Origin of the sequence: Streptomyces sedi (assembly GCF_006335015.1) — a bacterium.
Classification (GTDB): domain Bacteria; phylum Actinomycetota; class Actinomycetes; order Streptomycetales; family Streptomycetaceae; genus Streptomyces; species Streptomyces sedi.
On sequence record NZ_VDGT01000002.1, the window covers coordinates 90,734 to 106,928 of the forward strand.

At 73.7% G+C, this 16,195-nt stretch carries 14 protein-coding genes; 7 read left to right on the top strand and 7 right to left on the bottom strand.

Annotated features, from left to right (window positions below):
* Nucleotides 1–46: 46 nt before the first annotated feature.
* Nucleotides 47–568, bottom strand: a complete 522-nt coding sequence (locus tag FH715_RS03240; protein WP_139640489.1) for a DinB family protein — start codon at nucleotides 566–568, stop codon at nucleotides 47–49.
* 209 nt (nucleotides 569–777) lie between these two features.
* Between FH715_RS03240 and FH715_RS03245 the strand changes: the two genes are divergently transcribed.
* From FH715_RS03245 to FH715_RS03265, 5 genes are all read left to right on the top strand, one after another.
* Nucleotides 778–1,725 (top strand): carbohydrate ABC transporter permease, encoded by a 948-nt coding sequence (locus FH715_RS03245; protein WP_139640490.1) that lies wholly within the window; start codon nucleotides 778–780, stop codon nucleotides 1,723–1,725.
* 12 nt (nucleotides 1,726–1,737) lie between these two features.
* Nucleotides 1,738–2,652 (top strand): carbohydrate ABC transporter permease, encoded by a 915-nt coding sequence (locus FH715_RS03250; protein WP_139640491.1) that lies wholly within the window; start codon nucleotides 1,738–1,740, stop codon nucleotides 2,650–2,652.
* Nucleotides 2,653–2,689: 37 nt separating this feature from the next.
* The gene (locus FH715_RS03255; RefSeq protein ID WP_139640492.1) at nucleotides 2,690–4,081 is read left to right on the top strand and encodes an ABC transporter substrate-binding protein; all 1,392 of its coding nucleotides are present in this window, start codon (nucleotides 2,690–2,692) and stop codon (nucleotides 4,079–4,081) included.
* 92 nt (nucleotides 4,082–4,173) lie between these two features.
* Nucleotides 4,174–5,397 carry a sensor histidine kinase gene (locus FH715_RS03260; RefSeq protein ID WP_211367413.1) on the top strand — a complete coding sequence of 408 codons (1,224 nt, stop codon included), beginning with the start codon at nucleotides 4,174–4,176 and terminating at the stop codon, nucleotides 5,395–5,397.
* Entirely contained in the window at nucleotides 5,385–6,029 is a 645-nt protein-coding gene (locus FH715_RS03265) for a response regulator transcription factor (protein WP_139640493.1), read from the top strand. The genes FH715_RS03260 and FH715_RS03265 overlap by 13 nt, the downstream gene beginning before the upstream one ends.
* 60 nt (nucleotides 6,030–6,089) lie before the next feature.
* Here the strand turns inward: FH715_RS03265 and FH715_RS03270 are convergent, their stop codons facing one another.
* On the bottom strand, nucleotides 6,090–7,118 hold the full coding sequence (locus tag FH715_RS03270) for a GlxA family transcriptional regulator (RefSeq protein WP_139640494.1): 1,029 nt from the start codon (nucleotides 7,116–7,118) through the stop codon (nucleotides 6,090–6,092).
* Nucleotides 7,119–7,189: 71 nt separating this feature from the next.
* On the opposite strand from FH715_RS03270, the gene FH715_RS03275 reads away from it, so the two are divergent.
* Complete coding sequence (locus FH715_RS03275; protein WP_139640495.1) at nucleotides 7,190–8,578, top strand: MFS transporter; 1,389 nt, start codon at nucleotides 7,190–7,192, stop codon at nucleotides 8,576–8,578.
* 52 nt (nucleotides 8,579–8,630) lie between these two features.
* On the opposite strand, the gene FH715_RS03280 is transcribed toward FH715_RS03275, so the two are convergent.
* The gene (locus tag FH715_RS03280; protein ID WP_139640496.1) at nucleotides 8,631–10,181 is read right to left on the bottom strand and encodes a tryptophan halogenase family protein; all 1,551 of its coding nucleotides are present in this window, start codon (nucleotides 10,179–10,181) and stop codon (nucleotides 8,631–8,633) included.
* Nucleotides 10,182–10,383: 202 nt separating this feature from the next.
* Between FH715_RS03280 and FH715_RS03285 the strand changes: the two genes are divergently transcribed.
* Nucleotides 10,384–10,854, top strand: a complete 471-nt coding sequence (locus tag FH715_RS03285) for a nitroreductase family deazaflavin-dependent oxidoreductase (RefSeq protein WP_139640497.1) — start codon at nucleotides 10,384–10,386, stop codon at nucleotides 10,852–10,854.
* Here the strand turns inward: FH715_RS03285 and FH715_RS03290 are convergent.
* From FH715_RS03290 to FH715_RS28030, 4 genes are all read right to left on the bottom strand, one after another.
* Complete coding sequence (locus tag FH715_RS03290; RefSeq protein ID WP_139640498.1) at nucleotides 10,832–11,290, bottom strand: DUF7919 family protein; 459 nt, start codon at nucleotides 11,288–11,290, stop codon at nucleotides 10,832–10,834. The genes FH715_RS03285 and FH715_RS03290 overlap by 23 nt on opposite strands.
* 94 nt (nucleotides 11,291–11,384) lie before the next feature.
* Nucleotides 11,385–14,570 (bottom strand): DUF6531 domain-containing protein, encoded by a 3,186-nt coding sequence (locus FH715_RS03295; protein WP_139640499.1) that lies wholly within the window; start codon nucleotides 14,568–14,570, stop codon nucleotides 11,385–11,387.
* 168 nt (nucleotides 14,571–14,738) lie between these two features.
* Nucleotides 14,739–15,620: an RDD family protein gene (locus FH715_RS03300; RefSeq protein ID WP_246108520.1), complete on the bottom strand. Its 882-nt coding sequence runs from the start codon at nucleotides 15,618–15,620 to the stop codon at nucleotides 14,739–14,741.
* Between the two features lie 265 nt (nucleotides 15,621–15,885).
* Nucleotides 15,886–16,032 (bottom strand): hypothetical protein, encoded by a 147-nt coding sequence (locus tag FH715_RS28030; RefSeq protein ID WP_170184614.1) that lies wholly within the window; start codon nucleotides 16,030–16,032, stop codon nucleotides 15,886–15,888.
* Between the last annotated feature and the right edge of the window lie 163 nt (nucleotides 16,033–16,195).

A 16,195-nucleotide genomic window follows, 5' to 3' on the forward strand; every position in this document is an offset into this window, starting at 1 on the left:
GGCGTGGCCCGAGGCGTGGCCCGAGGCCGAGGGCGAGGGCGGCGCCTCAGGCCCCCACCGTGCCGTCGATCGCCTCGCGGAGCAGGTCCGCGTGGCCGTTGTGGCGGGCGTACTCGTGGATCAGATGGAGCATCACCAGCCGCAGCGAGACCGGTTCGCCGGTCTTCGCGTGCGGCGCGGTCACCTCCAGCGAGGCCGCGGCCTCCTCGATCCGCCGCGCCGCGGCCACCTCGGACTCCCACGCGGCGAACGCGGTCGCCCGGGTCGCGGACGAGGCGTCGTACGCCTCCTGGAAGTCGCCGCGCGCCGACCAGACCAGCGGCACGTCCTCCCGGTCGATCGTCCGCCGGAACCAGGCGCGTTCGACCTCCGCCATGTGCCGCACCAGCCCGATCAGAGTCAGCGTCGACGGGGGCGAGGCGGCGCGGCGCAGCTGCTCGTCGGTCAGTCCGGCGCACTTGAGCGCCAGGGTGGCGCGGTGGAAGTCGAGAAAGCCGCGGAGCATGGTGCGTTCGTCGGCGACCAGGGGCGGGCCGACGCGTTCGGGCGCTTCGTCGTTCTCGGACATCCCGGCAGCCTACGTTCCTGCCGGGCGGGGCGCCGGGTCCGTGACGGTCGGCCCCGGGCGCGTCACCGCCGGTGAAGTACGTGATCAAACGCTTGACATGGACCGATCCAGCGACAACATTTCCGCTCACCTCCAAACAGTTCGAAGGCACGGACGTCAGCCCACCACCCGAACACGCTCGACTGCTCCACCTCACGAAGGAGTGAGCGATGGCAACCGCCGCCCCCACCGCACCCGGTGCGGCCGGAGACGACGCACCCGCCCCCGTCGACAACCCGAGACCCCGTTGGCGCGGCGGGGAGACCCGCGCCGCGCTGCTCTTCGTCGCCCCGGCCATGATCGGCTTTCTCGCCTTCTTCGCCTGGCCCACGCTGCGCGGCCTCTACCTCAGCTTCACCGACTACGACCTGCTGACCTCCGCCGACTTCAGCGGCCTGGACAACTACCGGCGGCTGCTGGAGGACGAGGTCTTCTGGAACTCGCTGTGGGTGACGCTCAAGTACGTCGTCATCAACATCAGCGTCCAGACCTTCGCCGCGCTGCTGCTCGCCGTGCTGATCCACCGGCTGACCCGCTCCGTGGTGCTGCGCGGGATCATCCTGCTGCCGTACCTCATATCCAACGTGGTGGTCGCGCTCCTCTGGTACTGGATGGCCGACTACAACCTCGGCGTCATCAACGAGATGCTCGGCTGGGTCGGCTTCGACCCCGTCGCCTTCTTCGGCGACGAGAGCTGGTCGATCCCCACCCTCGCGCTGGTCAACGTCTGGCGACACCTGGGCTACACCGCCCTGTTGATCTTCGCCGGGCTCCAGATGATCAACCGCGACGTCTACGAGGCCGCCGCCGTCGACGGCGCCGGCGAGGTGCGGATCTTCTTCCGGATCACGCTGCCGCTGCTGCGCCCGGTGATGGCGCTGGTGCTGGTCCTCACCGTCATCGGCTCCTGGCAGATCTTCGACACCGTCGCCGTCACCACCCAGGGCGGGCCCGTCGACGCCACCCGCGTCGTCCAGTACTACATCTACGACCAGGCGTTCAACCGCTTCGACTTCGGCTACGCGTCGGCGATCTCCGTGGTCCTGTTCCTGATCCTGGCCGGCGTCGCCCTGGCCCAACTCAAGCTGCTGCGGGCCGACGAGTCCGACCAGTCCTGAAGGAGGAGCGAGATGCGCACCACGTCACGCCCCCACGGCTCGGGCACCGTTCGCCGGTGGAACGTCGGACGGCTGCTGGCCTGGGTGGCCCTCTTCGTGATCATCGTGATCACCCTCGCGCCGTTCCTGTGGATGGCGCGCACCGCGCTGTCCAACAACCGGGTGCTCTTCACCGAGCCCGGCTCCTGGCTCCCCGTCGACTTCACCTGGGGCCCGTTCGAACGGGTGCTGGGCTCGGCCAGCACCGAGGAGGCGCAGGCCGAGGGCGGCTCGGGCGCCTCGCTGCGGTTCTGGGCCTATCTGCGGAACTCGGTGATCGTCTCCACCCTGATCACCCTCGGCCAGGTCTTCTTCAGCGCCATGGCCGCCTACGCCTTCGCGCGGCTGCGCTGGCCGGGCCGCGACAAGGTCTTCTTCGTCTTCGTCACCGCGCTGATGGTGCCGCCGGTCTTCACCATGCTGCCGAACTTCGTGCTGATCAAGAACCTCGGGCTGCTCAACACCTATCCCGGGATCATCGCGCCGTTCTTCTTCATGACGCCGTTCGCCGTCTTCTTCCTGCGGCAGTTCTTCCTCGGCATCAGCCGCGAGGTCGAGGAGGCCGCGATGATCGACGGCGCCGGCTACTTCCGGATCTTCTTCCGGGTGATCCTGCCGATGAGCTCGGCGCCGCTGGCCACGCTCGGCGTGCTGACGTTCATCAACGCCTGGAACGAGTACTTCTGGCCCCAGCTCGTCGGGCAGGAGGAGAGCGTGCGGGTGCTGACCGTGGCGCTCAGCGCGTTCCACTCCTCCACGCCGCAGACCGGGCCCGACTGGGCGGGACTGATGGCGGCGACGCTGATCGCCGCCGTGCCCACCATGCTGCTCTTCCTGGCGTTCGGGCGGCGGATCGTCAACTCCATCCAGTTCACCGGCGTGAGGTGAGGTCACCGTGCACCACGAGAGGGGAGGCGCACCCGCCATGCGCACCACCACACCACGACGCACCACACCACGACGCTCCGCTCCGCGGCGTTCCGTGCCCCGGCGCCTGGTCGCCGTCGCCGGCTGCCTGTCGCTGGGCGCGCTGCTCTCCGGCTGCGGCAGCGCCCTGGGCGACGACCCGGACACCGTCGACTACTGGCTCTGGGACGCCAACCAGCAGCCCGCGTACCAGGAGTGCGCCGACCGCTTCGAGGAGCGGAACCCGGACCTGGAGATCCGCATCGAGCAACGCGGCTACGACGACTACTGGAACGGCCTGGCGCTCGGCTTCGTCGCCGAGTCGGCTCCCGACGTGTTCACCAACCACCTCTCCAAGTACCCCGAGTACGTCACCCGCGACCTGCTGCTGCCGCTGGACGAGTACGTGGAACGCGACGAGGTGCCGCTGGACATCTACGAGGAGGGCCTGGCCGACCTGTGGCTCGGTGAGGACGGGCTGCGCTACGGGCTGCCCAAGGACTGGGACGCGGTGGGCATCTTCTACGACCGCGCGACGCTGGCCGAGGCCGGCGTGGACGAGTCGACGCTCGACGAGCTGACATGGAACCCGGACGACGGCGGCAGCTACGAGGAGCTGATCGCCCGCCTCACCGTCGACGTCAACGGGGTGCGCGGCGACGAGCCCGGCTTCGACCCGGGCCGCGTCGAGACCTACGGGCTCTGGCTGGAGATGACCGACGGCTTCAACCACGGACAGACCCAGTACGCGATGTACGCCTACGCCAACGGCTGGCAGGCCACGGACAGCAACCCGTGGGGGAGGGAGTTCCACTTCGACGACCCGAGGTTCCAGGAGACGATCGCCTGGTGGCGGGGGCTGATCGAGAAGGGCTACATGCCGAGCTTCGCCGCCCAGCGCGGCGTCCAGTCCAGCGACCAACTCGCCGCGGGCAACGCCGCGCTGGTCACCAACGGCTCCTGGATGACCGGCACATTCTTCTCCTACGAGGGGCTCGACGTGGGCGTGGCACCCACCCCGATCGGCCCGAGCGGCCAACGGGCCACCATGTTCAACGGCCTGGCCGACTCCGTCTACCGGGGCACCGACAACCCGGAGGCCGCCTGGCAGTGGGTGCGCTATCTCGCCTCCCCCGAGTGCCAGCGGATCGTCGGCGAACACCACGTCGTCTTCCCCGCGATCACCGAGGCGTGGGAGATCGCGCGCGGGGAGTTCGCGGCCGACGGCGTCGACGTCATGCCGTTCACCCGGCACGTCGAGGAGGGCACCACCGAACTCTTCCCGATCACCGACCACTCCTCGGAGATCGCGGCCCTGATGCAGCCGGCGCTGGAGGCGGTGATGTCGGGACGGGAGCCGGTCGAGTCGTTGAACGGGGTGAACGAGGAGATCAACCGGCTCTTCGAGTAGCGGGCCCGCCCCCGGTACGGGGCCGGGCCCCCGTACCGGGAGTACGGCCCGCCGTAGTGTGCCCGCGTGGCGGCTGCCGCAGACTGACGTGCGTGCGATGGACGAATGTGGGGCGTGACGCCCGGTACGCGTTGGTGGGGTTCGTGTCGGCGATGGCGATGCTGCCGTTGCTTCCGATGCTGTTGGCCGGTTTCGTGCTGGTTTCGGTGGGTGTCGGCCTGTGGCTGCTGCCCTGGATGGTGACCGGCACGCTGCGGTGGGCCGACGCCGAACGGGGGCGCGCCGCCGCCCTGTTGGGTGAGCCGCACGAGCCGCGCCGGCCCGCGGTGCCCGAGGGGCTGGTCGAGCGGTGGCGCTGGGTGGCCACCCACCGCGAGGTGCGCCGCGTGCTGCGCTGGGTGCCGCGCTTCCTCGGCGGCGGGATGGCGCTCGGGCTCTTCGGGGTGCTGTGCGTCGGCGGGATGCTCGGCACGGTGGTGACCATGGTGGGCTGGCCGCTGCTGCCGGACGACGCCAGCATGTTGGGGATACGGGTGGGCAACTGGGGCCTGGCGCTGGTCCTCGGCGTGGCGCAGTTCGCGCTGCTCGCCGCGCTGACCCGGTGGGTGCTGCCCGGCTTCGTGCGCTGGCAGGCCCGCGACAGCCTCACCGCGTTGACGCCGTCGGCCGAGGAGCGCCTCGCCGAGCGGGTCGACGAGCTGACCGAGTCCCGGGCCGACGTGCTGGACGCGCACGGCGCCGAACTGCGCCGCATCGAGCGGGACCTGCACGACGGCACCCAGGCCCGGCTGGTCGCCATCGCGATGCGGCTCGGCGTGGCCAGGGACGAACTCCCCGAGGACTCCGGCGCCTTGGGCCGACTGCTGGCGGAGGCCCAAGAGGGCGCCGAGGACGCCATGACCGAACTGCGTGAGGTGATCCGTTCCATGTACCCGCCGATCCTCGCGGACCGGGGCCTGGAGGGCGCGCTTACCTCGGTCGCGGCCGGCTCGGCCGTCGAGACCGACCTGGAGCTGGGCGACCTGGGGCGGCTGCCGGCCGCGGTGGAGGCCGCCGCCTACTTCGTGGTCACCGAGGCGTTGACGAACGTGGCGAAGCACAGCGGGGCGGAGCTGGCCAGGGTCCGGCTGGCGCGGAAGGAGGACCGGCTGGTGGCCGAGGTCTGGGACGGCGGTGTCGGAGGCGTGGACGAGGGCGGGGGCTCGGGGGTGGTCGGCATCCGTCGCCGGGTCGCCGCGTTGGACGGCACGGTGACGGTGACCAGCCCGGCCGGCGGGCCGACCGTGGTGCGGGCGGAGTTGCCGTGCGGGTCGTGATCGCCGAGGACAACGTGCTGCTCTCCGCCGGGCTGCGGCTGGTGTTGGAGAGCAAGGGCATGGAGGTGGCGGACATCGTCACAGAGGGGCCCGCCCTGCTGACGGCGGTCGCCGAGCACCGCCCCGACGTGGTGATCGCCGACGTGCGGCTGCCCCCGTCGTTCCGCGACGAGGGGGTGCGCGCGGCGTTGCGGCTGCGCGCCGAGCGGCCCGGGCTGCCGGTGCTGGTGCTGTCCCAGTACGTGGAGAAGGTCTACGCCAGGGAGTTGCTCTCCGACGGGCGGGGCGGCGTCGGCTATCTGCTGAAGGACCGGGTCAGCCGCGTCGGGGAGTTCCTCGACGCGCTGCGCCGGGTGGCGGGCGGCGGCACCGTGATGGACCCCGAGGTGGTCGCCCAGTTGATGGCCTCCACGGCGGCCCGCCCCATCGACCGCCTCACGCCCAGGGAACGCGAGGTGCTGGCGCTGATGGCCCAGGGCCTCACCAACCCGGAGATCGGCGCGCGGCTGGTCATCACGGACAACGCGGTGCAGAAGCACGTGGGCAACATCTTCGGCCGGCTCGCCCTGCCGGCCGAGGACGGAGGCCACCGCAGGGTGCTGGCCGTCCTGGCCTTCCTCGACAGCCGTTAGCCGTTAGCCGTTGCCCGCCGCCCGGGCGCGCCCCTCGGGCGCGCCCCTCGGCCTCCGTGGTCACCCGCGACCGCGGAAAGTCGTGCGGTAGGCGCCCGGCGCGAGGCCGAGCGCGGCGTGGAAGTGCTGGCGGAGGTTGGCCGCCGTGCCCAGCCCCGAGCGTTCGGCGACCCGGTCCACGGACAGGTCGGACTCCTCCAGCAACTCCCGCGCGAAGCGCAGCCGTTGCTCCGTCAGCCAGGCCATCGGCGCCATGCCGACCTCCGCGCGGAAGCGTCGCGTGAAGTGGCGCACGCTCATCGACTCGCGGGCGGCCAGCGCGGCCAGCGTGATCGGTTCGCCCAGCCGCCGCAGCGCCCACTCCCTGGCCGCAGCCGTGCCGGGGGAGGCGGGCTGGCGGACCGGTTCCCTGATGAACTGGCACTGGCCGCCCTCCCGGTGCGGCGGCACCACCGTGCGGCGGGCGACATCGTTGGCCACGGCCATCCCGTGGTCGCCGCGGATCAGATGGAGGCACAGGTCGATGCCGGCCGCGCAGCCGGCCGAGGTCAGCACCGCGCCCTCGTCCGCGCCGTCGTCCGTGTAGAGCACGTCGCGGTCGAGGGCGACGCCGGGGAACAGCCGCGCGAAGGTCTCCGCGTGGCGCCAGTGCGTGGTCGCCCGCCGCCCGTCGAGCAGGCCGGCCGCGGCCAGCACGAACGCCCCGGTGCAGATGGAGGCGATCCGGGTGCCCGGCCGCAGGTGGGAGAGCGCCCGTGCCAGCGGCGGCGTCAGCTCGGGCCGGCTCAGCGTGTAGTCCTCGGGCGAGGAGAGCACCAGCACGGTGTCCGCCTCGGCCAGCGCCTCGGGGCCGTGCCGGACGGTCAGCGTGAAGTCGCCGTCGGTGGGCAGCTCGCCGGGCTCGGCGGCGCAGGTCAGCACCTCGTAGAGCAGTGCGCCCTCGGGGTCGCCGCCCGCCTTGGCGCGGCCGAGGAGCTGGTGGACGATCCCCAGCTCCAGGGAGAGCAGCCGGGGGCGGACGAGGACGGCGACCCGGTGCCGGGGCGCCGTTCCGGGAGGCGGGGGAGGGAACGCGGTGCGCGGGGTCATGGCCCGATTGTTGCGCATCTAGGCGTTCGGGCCACTGGGCGGGGTCCGGGGCCGACGCGAGGCTGGAGCCCATGACCTGCGAAAGCGCCGTACCGGTTGCCGTCACCTCACCGCCGTCCGAGCCGCGGCGGGCCCTCCCGCACCGCGCCTGGGGGATCGCGGCGGTGGCCGCCGTCGTCATCGTCACGGCCGGTGCGTTCGCCACCGTGCCGGGGTTGCTGGTGACGCCGTTGGAGGAGGAGTTCGGCTGGGACAGGGGCGAGGTGTCGCTGGCCACCGCCGTCAACATGGTGCTCTACGGGCTGACCGCGCCGTTCGCCGCCGCGGCGATGGGCAGGTTCGGGACGCGCCGGGTGGTGCCGGCGGCGCTCGCGCTGGTCGGCGCGGGGGCGCTGCTCACCTCGGTGATGACGGCGCCCTGGCAACTGGCGCTTTACTGGGGGCTGTTGATCGGCCTCGGCACCGGCGGTCTCGCCTCGACGTTCGCCGCGACGGTGACGGCGCACTGGTTCGTGCGCCGTCGGGGCCTGGTCACCGGCGGGCTCAGCGCGGCCGGCCATCTGGGGCAGATGCTCTTCCTGCCGCTGCTGGCCGCCGGTGTCGAACGGCTCGGCTGGCGCCCGCCCGTGGTCACCCTCGCGCTGGTCGCGCTCGCGGTCGCCGTCCTGGCCGCGTGGGCGCTGCGTGACCACCCCGCCGACGTCGGGCTCGCGCCGTTCGGGGCAGCGCGCCCCGTGCCGAGGCCGCCGCGCGTCGAGGGCGCGGCCGTGCACGGGGTGCGGGTGCTGGGCCGTGCCGCACGCACCGGAACGTTCTGGCTGCTCGTGGGGGTCTTCGCGATCTGCGGCGCCTCCACCAACGGCATCCTGTGGTCGCACTGGGTGCCCGCCGCCCACGACCACGGGGTGGGCGCGACGGCGGCGGCCTCGATGCTCTCCCTGATCGGGATCTTCTCGGCGCTCGGCGCGCTGGCCTCGGGGTGGTTGACCGACCGCGTCGACCCGCGCCGGCTGCTGGTCGTCTACTTCGGGGTGCGCGCGCTGACCCTGCTCGCGCTGCCGCAGGCGCTGGGCGCGGGCGCGGGCCCCGCGCTGGTGGCGTTCACCGTGGTCTACGGGCTGGTCGACATCGCGACCGTGCCGCCGGTCATCGCGCTGGCCAACGACCGGTTCGGCGCGGACGGGCCGATCGTCTTCGGCTGGGTCACGGGCGCCCACCAACTGGGCGCGGGGCTCGTCGCGTTCCTCGCCGCCGGTGCGCGCGAGGCGCTGGGCGGCTACGACCCGGTGTGGCTGGTGCTCAGCGCCGCCTGCCTGGTCGCCGCGGTCCTGGCGCCGGTGGTGGCCCACGCGGGCCCCGCGCGCCCCGACGAACAGGGCGCGGGGGAACGAGGGGAAGGGGAGCGACGGGCCGCGGGGGGACAACGGGCCGAACGGGAGCGACGGGCCGCGGGCCGGTGAACGGAGGGGCCGGCCCCGGGGAGGCGGGGCCGGCCCGTTACGGAGGCGGGACTCAGTCCAGCCGGGTGAAGTAGTCGTACGCCTTGGGCAGCACCTTCGTCAGCCCGGCGGCCTTGTCCTGGATCGCCGCGAACTCCCGCCGCGCCGCGGCCGTGTCGCTGAGGTCGAGGCCGGGCGAGTGGTGCAGGTCGATGCCGCCCATGCCGAGCAGGATGCACATGTAGGAGTACGGCGGCAGCCCGTGGTAGTAGGGGAAGACGTTCTCCGAGTCGGGCAGGACGCGCTTCCAGTTCTCGATGCGCTCGGCCAGCGCGTCGGGGATGACCCGGGTGTTGGTGTCCTTCCAGTACTGGGTGTCGTTCCGCTTGGCCGCCACGTAGTGCAGCACCAGGAACTCCCGCACGCCCTCCATCACATGCTCGACCGAGCGGTTGTAGAGGTCGCGGTGGACATCGCTCCACTCGTCGCCGGGGAAGTTCTTCACCAGCTGCTCGATGGCGTGGTGGATGAAGAAGATGCCGGTGGACTCCAGCGGTTCGACGAAGCCGCTGGAGAGGCCGACCGCCACGCAGTTGCGCTCCCAGGAGCGCTCGCTGCGGCCGATCCGCATCCGGATGTGGTTGGCCTCCACGTCGGCGGCGGCCGGGCCGACGAACTCGCGCAGGGTCCGCTCGGCCTCCTCGGGGGAGAGGTAGTCCTTGGCGTAGACGTAGCCGGTGCCGACCCGGCCGGTCAGCGGGATGGTCCAGATCCAGCCGGCGTCCTGGGCGGTGGAGGTGGTGCACGGCAGGATGCCGCGCCGCTCCATGTCCATCGGCACCTGGAGCGCCACCGCGCTGTCGTTGGGCAGCGTGTCCTGGAACGAGACGAACGGCACGTCGAGCGCCTTGTTGAGCAGCAGCGCCCGGAAGCCGGTGCAGTCGATGTAGAGGTCGCCGGTCAACTCGCCGTGCTCGGCGGTGCGGACGCCGCTGATCCAGCCGCGCTCGTCCAGCTCGACGTGGTTGACGTCGTCGACGATGTGCCGCACGCCCCGGTCGGTGGAGTAGCGGGTGAGGAACTTCGCCAGCAGCGCGGCCTCGAACTGGTAGGCGTAGGGGAACTGCGTCTTGCCCTGGTGCTCGGACATCGTCAGCCCCTGCATCTCCTCGGCCTCCTCGTCGAAGGGCTGGTCGATGAGGCGGCCGTCGGTGTGGCGCGGGCTCAGTCCGGCGTCGATGATCGACGGCATCACGAAGCAGTCGGTGTCGAAGCGCGCGGACGGCTTCTCCTTGAGCCACCAGTCGGTGAGCGGGAAGCCGTTGACCGAACGCATCTGCTCGAACGGGTGGTAGAAGTGGTGGCCGGGCTCGCGCCAGTTCTCGAACCGCACCGCCAGCTTGTAGGTGGCGTTGCAGGCGGGCATCCAGTCGGACTCCTTCAGCCCCAGGAAGGCGAAGAAGTGGCGGATGTCGCTGAACGTGGCCTCACCGACGCCGATGGTGCTGACCCTGCTCGATTCCACGAGCGTGATGTCGATCCGGTCGGCGAACGCGGCCTTCAGATAGGAGGCCGTCATCCAACCCGCCGTGCCGCCACCCACGATGACCACTTTGTTGACCACTGCGACTCCTGTTCGGTCGTTGCGCGCGTGGGCGACGACCCCGCCGCCGTTGGCGACTCTAGGGGTGCGTGGAAGGGGCGGCCCAGGTCGTTAAGTGGTGGGTGAAACACCCTGGTTGTCCCGCGCCGACCTGCGGGAAGGGCGCCCGCCGCGCCCCCGCGCCCGGCTCGCCGAGCCCGCGCCCGCACCTGGGAGGCCCACCATGGAGACCCGCGGATCCGCCGCCGTCGGCACCGGAGCGCTCGCCAACAGGATCAGCAACCGCCTGGTCAACACCCTCCACACGCTGGGCTGGGGCGTCGGGGGCTCGCGCCGGCTGGTGGTGCGCGGCCGGAGGTCGGGGGAGCCGCGCCGGGTGCCGGTCAACCTGCTGCGGAACGAAGGCCGTTACTACCTGGTCGGGGCCCGTGGCCACGTCCCGTGGACGCACAACCTGCGCGCGGCCGGCGGGGGCGCGCTCGCGCTGGGACGGCGGGTCAGCCCGTTCACCGCCGTCGAGATCGCCGACGCGCGCAAGCCGGAGCTGCTGCGCGCCTATCTGGAACGCTGGGAGTACCAGGTCCGGGGCTTCTTCGGCGGAGTCACGGCCCGCTCGACGGACGAGGAGCTGCGCGCGGTCGCCGCCGACCACCCCGTCTTCGAGCTGCGCTTCAGCGCGGGGAGCCGGCCGTGACCGCCTCGGCCCCGGCGCGCAGGGGGCGGGCGGCCAGGACCGCCTCGACGAACTCCTCGGGCGGCCGGTAGCGGTGGCGCGTCACATAGTGGTGGACCAGCGAGGGCGCGATCAGCCACGTCCCGTCGGCCGCCACCACCGCGACCTCGGCGTTCCCCAGCAGGACGTCCTCGCCCGCCACCCTCATCCGCACCGGACGGCGCCGCTCCCCGACGAGGTGCGGCAGGCCACACGGGTGGAACCGGCTGGTCGGCTCGCGCCGCCCGTCCCGGCACAGTGACGTCAACGCGGCGGCGAGGTCCTCCGGGACGCGCCCTCTCGCGAACCGGGGGTAGCGCCGGGTCCAGGAGAGCCAGCCGACGTTGAGCGCGGTGACCCCGGCGGGGACGCCGGCGGGATGCCTGGTGTAGCGGCTGAGGTCGGCGTAGTACGTCATGCGGGCGCTCCTCGGATCTCTCGGAGCAGACCCTAATGGCTCCCGCCGCCCCGGGACACACGGAGCGCACGACAACCCCGCCCCCGCGGCGGCGTCACCCCCGCCAGGGCAGCAGGGTGAACGGGGCCTCCGGGTCGGCGACCGGGCTGAGACAACGCGCGTCGGCCGGGTCGTAGGCGCGGTGGCCGTGCCGGAAGTCGTGGAAGAGGCCCGTCTCCTCGTCGTACAGCTGCCCGGGGAACCCCAGCGGGCAGTGCGCCGTGTCCGACCCCTGCCCCGTCGGCGCGCCCCAGGGCGTCGCCCGCCGCCGCCAGACGACGTCGCCCTGCTCGTCGACCAGCTCGGTCGGCGTGCCGTCCGGGTCGGTGACCACCCCGAGCAGCCGGCCGTCGCTCCCCGTCTGCGCCAACGGGCGCCGGTGGTCGTCCGGCGCCCAGTGCCAGCTGGTCACCGAGCCGTCCGGGTCGGTGCGTGCCACCGGGACACCGCCCGCCCAGTCGACCGTCGAACGCTCCCTGACCTCGCCGAACTCGTCCAGCAGCTGCCGCGCCACCCGCCGCCCCAGCGGGTCGTGGACATAGTGCCAGTGGCTGCCGTCCGGCATGACCACGTCGGTCAGCCGATCCAGCGCGTCCCACGTGTAGTGGCAGGTGCCGACGGCGCCGGACGGCAGCTTCCGCGTCGTCGCGACCACCCGGCCCCGCGCGTCGTGCCGCCAGCTGGAGCCCGCCGCGTCGGCGACCAGCAGCGGGCCATCGAACTCCCGTGTGCCGCCCGCCAGCTGGCCCAGCGCGTCGTACTCGAACGTCGTCACGCCCGAGGCGTCACGCACCCGCGAGGGGCGGCCGACCGCGTCCCGCTCACTGCTCGTCTCGCCCGCCACCTCGTCGACGCAGCCGGTCAGCGCGCCGTCCGCCCGGTACTCCCAGCTCCGGTGGCGGCGCGCGGTGCCCGAGAGCAGCGTCTGGCCGACCAGCCGGCCGGCGGCGTCCCACCGCTGGCGCACCGCGCCCGACCTGCCGAAGCCGCGCCTCACCTCCCGGCCGTCGGCGTCCAACTCCAACACCACCCGATGGCCGTCGGCGGTCAGCTCCACCAGCCGGCCCGCGGCGTCCCGCCGCTGCTCGGTCGTGCTCCCCGAGGGATGTGTCAGCCGGACCGTGCGCCCGGCCGCGTCCCGCTCGAACGTCACCGCCCGGTCGCCCACCAGCTCGGCCAGCACCGCGCCGAACGGGTCGCGTTCGACCGTCAGCCGGATCTCGCTGTTCTCGGCGGAGACCAGCCGGCCGACCTCGTCGTAGCGGAAGACGTCCCTGCCCAGGTCGGTGCGCCGCTCCACCAGCCGGCCCCGCGGGTCGAGACGGAGCGAGACCCGCTGGCCGGCGCCGTTGGTCCAGCCGACGCACCGGCCCGCCGCGTCGTGGCGCAGCCGGACCGGGCGCTCGCCCACGTCCGCCAACTCCACGGGGCGGCCCGCCGCGTCGTGCGTGTACTCCCAGGCGCGGCCGGCCGCGTCGGTGACCCGGGTCAGCCGCCCCTCGGCGTCGTGGTCGTAGCGCAGCGTCCGGCCGTCGGGGCGGGTCAGGGAGCGCGGCAACCCCAGCGGGCCGCGCCCCCAGACCGTCTCGCCGCCGGCCGGGTCGGTGTGCGCGACGACCCGGCCCAGCGGGTCGCGCCGCCAGCGGTCCTCCGCCCCCGTCGCGTCGGTCAGTGCCACGACACGGCCCGACGCGTCGCGTCCCACCCGCCGTTGACCGCCGCCGGGGCCGGTGATCCGCACCACGGCGCCGTGCGCGTCGCGCTCCAGGGCCGTGGTCTCCCCGGTCGGGTCGGTGACGGAGAGCGGCAGCCCGGCCCGGTCGCACGTGTACCGCCACTCGGCGCCGAGGGCGTCGGTGACGGTGGCCACCGCGCCGCCCGGGTGGTGGGTCAGTCGCAGATGACGCCCGCCAGGCGCCGTGACCGAGGCCAGGCCGCCGCGTGCGTCCCAGGCCAGCCGGGTGGTCTCGCCGTCCTCCGCCACGCACAGCGTGGGCCGGCCGTCCGCGTCGTGCTCGACGGTGCGTCGCGTGCCGTCCGGCCAGACGGTCTCCACGAGATGGCCGAGCGGGTCGTAGCGGTGGGTCGTGGTGTGGCCGAGCGGGTCGGTGACGGCGAGCAGCCGGCCCTCGGTGTCGCAGGCGTAGCGGGTGACGTTCCCCAACGGGTCGGTGAACGAGACCAGTTGACCCGAGCCGTCGCGTTCGAACACCCATGCCTCGCCCAGCGCGTCAGTCCGCGTGGTCCTGGCGCCCTCGTAGGCGAACGTCCGGGAACACAGCCCCTCCGGCCCTTCGACCGCGACGATCCGGCCGCGCGCGTCGTGCGTGTAGCGGAAGGTGTCGCCGGCCCGGTCCGTTCGCTCGACGATCCGGCGGTCCTCGTCGTAGGCGTGACGCTCGACTCCGCCGGCCGCGTCCTCCACCTCGGTCAGGTTCCCCGCGCGGTCGTAGCGGCAGCGCAGCAGCGTCGGCGCGCCCTCGGCGCTCAGCAGCCGCGCCTCCACCACCCGCCCGGCCGCGTCGGTCTCGAACCCGAGCCGGTGGCCGCCGCTGTGCGCGATCTCCCGGGGGCGGCCCCTGGCGTCCCGCCGGATGGCCAGCGCGTTCCCCCAGCTGTCGACGACGGCGACCAGCGGCAACTCGGCGCCCGTCCCGTCGGGAGACGACCGGAAGCGCAGCGTCAGACGGGCCTCGGGCCGGTGGACGGTGATCGTGCCGCCCGGCGTGCCGTCCCAGGTCAGCGGCCAGCGTCCGCCGCGCTCCGGTAGCACGGGACGGCCCGAGCCGGCCTCCGGCCTCGGGTAGTGCAGCAGCCTGCCGGTCTCCGTCACCAGCCGCACGGAGCGGTCCCGCAGCAGCAGCCGCTGGTCGAGGGTGGAGGCCCAGGCCACGCCGAACGCGCGGCCCGCCCTGGTCCTGCCCCTGTGGTGGCGCGTCAGCACCAGCGGCAGAACGCCTTGCAGCCGGACGTCCTCCGAGGTCAGCCGCAGCCGGCCGCGCAGCGGATCGACACCGTCGACGCCGGGCAACGGCCGCGCCGCGGGCCGCTCCTCGCCGGCCCACAGCGGGGCCAGCCGGGGGCGCCCCGACTCCGGCGCGACCGGGCCGAGCCACGGCCCCCGCCACAGCTCCTCGGGATCGGCGAGCGAGGGCGTCGCGACCCTCGGCACCCCCTCCGGGGGCGAACCGTCCAGAGGGGAACCCCCACCACCCGAACCGCCCAGCGGTGACCCGGTCATGGCGCACTTCCACCTTCCCTGAGCCGCCCGGCGTGCGCCGCCGGGCGAACCGTCTGCCCATCGACCGTAGGGCGCCGGGGGAGGGCCATCAACCGGACCCTCGACCTCCTCGTTCGCCGCCGCGGCGGTCGACTCCCCACCTCGCGCGGCCCGGGGCGCGGACCGGACTCAGAAGTGGCGCGCCCCGTCGTCGTCCGGCGGGGGACCGCCACCCGCGGCCGGGGCCGCGCCGGCTATCGGGGAGCCGCCGGCCGGCCCCGCGTCAAGCGGCTGGACCGGGACCTCGCCCACCGCCGCACGGCCTCCGGGCAGCAGCTGACGCCCACGGCCGACCACCGCCCTGGTGCGCTCCGCGTCGGCGACGCGCTGCGCCGCCTGCCAGGCGGCCCGGCCGCCCCGCGCCGTGTACCGCGCGGTGACCGCGGCCGTCGCCCCGATCAGCCCGCCGCGCACCCGGGTCCCCGCGCACCGGTCCGCCAGCGAACGCCGGCCGCCGACCAACGCCGGTGTCGCGTTGGCCAGATAGACGACCACCGTCAGCACCAGCACCACCCCGCTGGCCAGGAAGGCGCCCGACAGCAGCAGGCAGCAGGCCAGGGACAGCAACCCCACGTCGGCGACCGTGGTGACCGCCGCCCGCACCGCCGCCGCGCGCCGACCCGGCCGCGCCGCGCCGCCGGCGGCGTCGCCCGCCTCGCCGGCGGGGGAGACCCGCAGGCCGAGCAGCGCCTTGCCCAGGGTGGTGCCCGCGAAGGCCAACGCCAGGAACTGGTAGAGGAAGGTGGCGATCACCAGCAGGGCGAACCCCTGCTGCACGGCGCGTATCGAGCGGCGCCACAGCGACTGGCCCAACGCCTGCCCCGCCTCGGCGAGATCGCCGTCCGAGGTGACGACCTTCCACACGCCGGTGCCGGCGAGCCCGTCCACGTCGCCCAACATGGCGCTGATCCGGTGGAAGGTGAGGAAGCCCAGCAGCACGGCGACCGTGATCACCAGCGCGTAGTCCACCAGCCAGGCGGTGACCCTCCGCCACCCGGGAGCCCTCGTCAAGGCCCGCCCCGGCGCCGCACCCGCGTCCACGCGGGCCCCCTCGCCCCACTCGTCCATGCCCTGCCCCCGACTCCCGACCCCGCAGGGCCCCTCCCGACCGCCGGCTCCCCAGGGATGGCCAGACGGTTACTCTCTGGTGCCACATCGTAGCGGCGCCCACTGACAACGTCCGCCACTCCGTGACAACCGTCGCCGGAGCGCGGGGCCTCGCCGGGGCGACGGCAGCCATCCCCGGGTCACGGGACGCGGCGGCCGAGGACCCCGTTCACTCCGCCGGGAGCACCACCGCCAACTCCGCGCCGCGCCACGGCTCCTGGCGGGCCTCGGCCTCCCTCACCAGCGCGCTCAACACCACCAGCAGCAGCGCAGCCGCCGCTCCGCACGCCATACGCCACCCGTTGTTCCCGGTCATCCCGCACGCACCCCCGTACGTCGCGTCGCCCCTCACCGCGAGGACGCGGCCGGGGGCCGCGCGGTTCCGGGCGGTCGCGGGCGTTCGCGGGCGGTTCCGGGCCCTCGACGCGGACCACCGCGCGAAGGCGGGCCCCCGGACGGGCGCCGCGGGCCCCAACCCC